Annotated in this window: 3 protein-coding genes and 1 tRNA gene; 2 read left to right on the forward strand and 2 right to left on the reverse strand. The window is 70.7% G+C overall.

Annotation, left to right across the window (positions count from 1 at the left end):
- Positions 1–75: transfer RNA gene (locus ACRDPS_RS19140), tRNA-Val, on the reverse strand.
- A gap of 122 nt (positions 76–197) precedes the next feature.
- On the opposite strand from ACRDPS_RS19140, the gene ACRDPS_RS19145 reads away from it, so the two are divergent.
- Positions 198–989: an alpha/beta fold hydrolase gene (locus tag ACRDPS_RS19145; RefSeq protein WP_431503249.1), complete on the forward strand. Its 792-nt coding sequence runs from the start codon at positions 198–200 to the stop codon at positions 987–989.
- A 3-nt stretch (positions 990–992) separates the two neighbouring features.
- On the opposite strand, the gene ACRDPS_RS19150 is transcribed toward ACRDPS_RS19145, so the two are convergent.
- On the reverse strand, positions 993–1,640 hold the full coding sequence (locus tag ACRDPS_RS19150) for a DUF3159 domain-containing protein (protein ID WP_431503250.1): 648 nt from the start codon (positions 1,638–1,640) through the stop codon (positions 993–995).
- 240 nt (positions 1,641–1,880) lie between these two features.
- Between ACRDPS_RS19150 and ACRDPS_RS19155 the strand changes: the two genes are divergently transcribed.
- Positions 1,881–3,593: a histidinol-phosphatase gene (locus ACRDPS_RS19155; protein ID WP_431503251.1), complete on the forward strand. Its 1,713-nt coding sequence runs from the start codon at positions 1,881–1,883 to the stop codon at positions 3,591–3,593.

Below are 3,593 nucleotides of genomic sequence, written 5' to 3' on the forward strand. Positions count from 1 at the left end.
TGGTGCGTGATACTGGGTTCGAACCAGTGACCCCCTCGGTGTGAACGAGGTGCGCTACCACTGCGCCAATCACGCGTCGCGGCGGTGCCGCGGATGAAACATTAGCGCATCGGCTCGCCGCACCCACATTCGGGACATGCCGAGACGTAGGCTCGCGGCTACCGGCAGGACGCACTGGGTCAACCGAAGGAGCGACGATGCTCGCCTACGAACGCACCGGCAGCGGTGAGCCGCTGCTCCTGATCCATGGCATCGGACATCGCAGGCAGGCATGGGCACCTGTCGTGGAGCGGCTGGCCGGGGAGTTCGAGGTGATCACCCTCGATCTTCCGGGTCATGGTGAGTCTCCGGCGTTCGAGCCGGCGGGACGTACGGTGCGGGCGGCCGTGACGGACGAGCTCAACGCGCTCCGGGTCGAGCTCCGTGTCGAGAGGCCGCATGTGGCCGGCAACAGCCTCGGCGGGCTGCTCGCGCTGGAGATGGCCGACGCCGGGCACGCCCGGTCGGTGACAGCGCTCTCCCCTGCGGGCTTCTGGATCGGCAAGGCCGACTACCTCTATGTCAGGGGGCTGTTCGCCGGGGTGCAGACGGTGGCCAGACCGCTCGCTCCGGTGGCGAGCACCGTGCTGCGCAACAGCACCGCGCGCACCCTCGCGTTCAGCTGGCTCGCCGCCCACCCGGAGCGTCTCGACCCCAAGGCGGCGGCCGCGGACACGGCCAACATGGTCGCCTCGCGCGCCGCGATCCGGACGTTCTTCGGCGCCGCCTACCGCTATCCCGGCACGGTCGGCACCGACGTACCCACGACCATCGCCTGGGCCGCTCGAGACCTCACGCTGCTGCCCTATCAGGCGCTGGAGGCGCGACGGCGGGTCCCCAACGCCGTGCACCGCTGGTTGCCGGGCTGCGGCCATGTCCCGATGAGCGATGACCCCGACCTGGTGGCCGAGGTCATCCGCGAGACCACTCGGACCCAGCAGCCGGCATAGACGTCAGGACACCTGAGGGTGGCGCAGGCCGGGATGCTCGGGTGGGAGCGAGCGACGCAGGACCAACCAGCTCACCAGCAGGCAAAGCGCGACCAGCGGCCAGCTGAGCGCGATTCGGGCGATCGCCAGCGAGACCACGTCACCGGACCACCACAGCGGACCGAAGACGGCCACCCTCACGACGTACTGACAGACCCAGACCCAGCTCGCCCGCGCATACGCCCGCGCCAGGACACGGTCGCGGCGCCAGGTCCCCCGCTGGCGGAGCACCAGACCGACGACCACGCCCAGCAGCGGCCAGCGGAACGCGATGCTGACCACCCACACCAGGGCACTGGCCGCGTTGGCCGCGAGCTGGACCACGAAGAAGTCCTCGGCCCGGCCCGTACGCAGCGCGATCATCGCCGCGACGGCGACCCCGGCCACGCCCAGCAGGACGGCGCGCGGCTTTCGACCCTTACGCCACTGCCAGATCGCGATGGCCGCGGCCAGCACCAGGGACACCACGGTCGCCACCCACAGCTCGCCGCTGACCAGCCAGGCGAGCACGAAGGCGACCGGCGGGACGGTGGCGTCGATCGCGCCGCGGGCTCCTCCGAGGAGGTCTGCCAGGGTCTCGTCGTCGTCGCTGCGGCGGTCGGTGGGTATCACTCGGGTAAGGCTAGCCTTACTTGCAAGCGGGCGTGACGCCTCGGCCTGTCGAAGTGACTTCTCGGCCGGCGTACGTGACGCCTCGGCCGGTGGGGGTGACCTCTCGGCCGGCAGGTGACCTCTCGACAGAGTTCACCGGCAGGGCCACCCCGCGACGTACGCCGGCCATCCGGTGGCGCTTGGCTCGGAGCGCCGCTGCTCGGGCACGCGGGGACGCCCATCTCAAGCGGAGGTTTCAACGTGTCACACGAGCATCACGCCCACTCGCACGGCCACACCCACTCCCACGAGGTCGACGAGGTCACCCTCGCCGCCTCCTCGGACGCATCCGACAACGACCTGCGTCCCTCCGAGGTCTCCCGGCGCAACCTGCTCCGAGCCGCGGGCATCGCCGGAGCCGTGACCGCCGGGATGGCGGGCATGACCGGAGTCACCCCGGCGATGGCCGAGGACGCGCACACGGCGAAGAACAAGGGCGGGACGAAGATCCGGCACTGGCTCGCCGGCGACCACCACATCCACACCCAGCACAGCTCGGACGCGATGTACCGGGTCATCGACCAGGCACAGCACGGCGCCGCGTACGGCCTGGACTGGCTGGTCATCACCGACCACGGCGGCGCGACCCACGCCCGGATCGGCGTCGACCTGGTCAATCCCGACATCGTCGCCGCGCGCAAGGTGCTCGAGGACACCCTGATCTTCCAGGGGCTGGAGTGGAACATCCCGGCCGCCGAGCACGGCACGGTCTTCGTCGCCCCCGGCGCCAACGAGGTCGCGGTGCTCAAGCAGTTCGAGAACGACTACGACGGTTCCGTCAAGGGCGCTTCCGGCAACACCCCCGAGAACGAGGCGCTCGCGGTGGCGGGCATCCAGTGGCTCGGCAAGCAGGTCGACCGGCGCCGCATCGAGGACGCGCTGTTCCTGGCCAACCACCCCGCCCGCAACGGCATCGACAGCCCCCACGAGGTCCGTGCCTGGCGCGACGCCGACCCGAGGGTCGCGATCGGGTGGGAGGGCGCGCCAGGGCACCAGGCCGCCGGTCTGCCCGCCGGCTATGGCGCCGGCAGCGCTCGTGGCTACTACGGCAACAGCCCCGGCCCGAACTCGTTCCCCGGCTACCCCGCCGAGTCCTACCGCTCCTGGGGCGGCTTCGACTGGTTCACCTCGACCGTCGGCGGCCTGTGGGACTCGCTGCTCGCCGAGGGCAAGCCGTGGTCGATCAGCGCCAACTCCGACTCCCACGTCAACTGGGGCACCACCTCACGCCGCCCGGATGGGTCCGACTCGGCCTACTTCAACACCAACGGCCGCTACGCCGCCCCGGTCTACGCCGGCTCGGTCAACAACACCGCCGGCGACTTCTGGCCGGGCTACTACAGCCGCACCCACGTCGGCACCTCCGAGCGCAGCTACCGCGCGGTGATGAAGGGCATGCGCGACGGTCGGGTCTGGGTCGACCACGGCGCGCTGGTGAAGTCGGTCGACGTACGCGTCGTCGCCTCCGACGGCAGCTGGGAGAGCCTCGGCGGCACCCTGAAGGCCAAGCGTGGCAGCAGGATCTCGCTGGTCGTCACCATCACCGCGCAGGACGTCCCCAACTGGTCGCAGTTCCTGCCGAGCCTCAACCGGGTCGACGTGATCCGGGGCGCGGTCGACCCGACGTACGTCTCCGACCGCGACACCTGGAAGGCCCCCGACACCAAGGTGATCGAGCAGACCGACACCTCGGGCCGCACCGGCACCTTCCAGCTCCGCTACGACCTGGGGCGCGTCGAGGAGGAGGCGTTCTACGTACGCCTGCGTGGCACCGACGCCAACCGGTCCCAGGCCGGTTACCTCGGCGCGAGCGTCGACCCGGAGGGACCCGCCATCGACGTCGTCGGCGACGCCGACCCGTGGGTCGACCTGTGGTTCTACACCAACCCGGTCTGGGTCGTCCCGACCCGATGA

Source organism: Nocardioides sp., from assembly GCF_050699375.1.
GTDB lineage: Bacteria > Actinomycetota > Actinomycetes > Propionibacteriales > Nocardioidaceae > Nocardioides.

What these genes read in the sequence shown, in the direction of transcription:
- ACRDPS_RS19145 (WP_431503249.1), top strand. Translation starts at nt 198, where the DNA reads ATGCTCGCCTACGAACGCACCGGCAGCGGTGAGCCGCTGCTCCTGATC.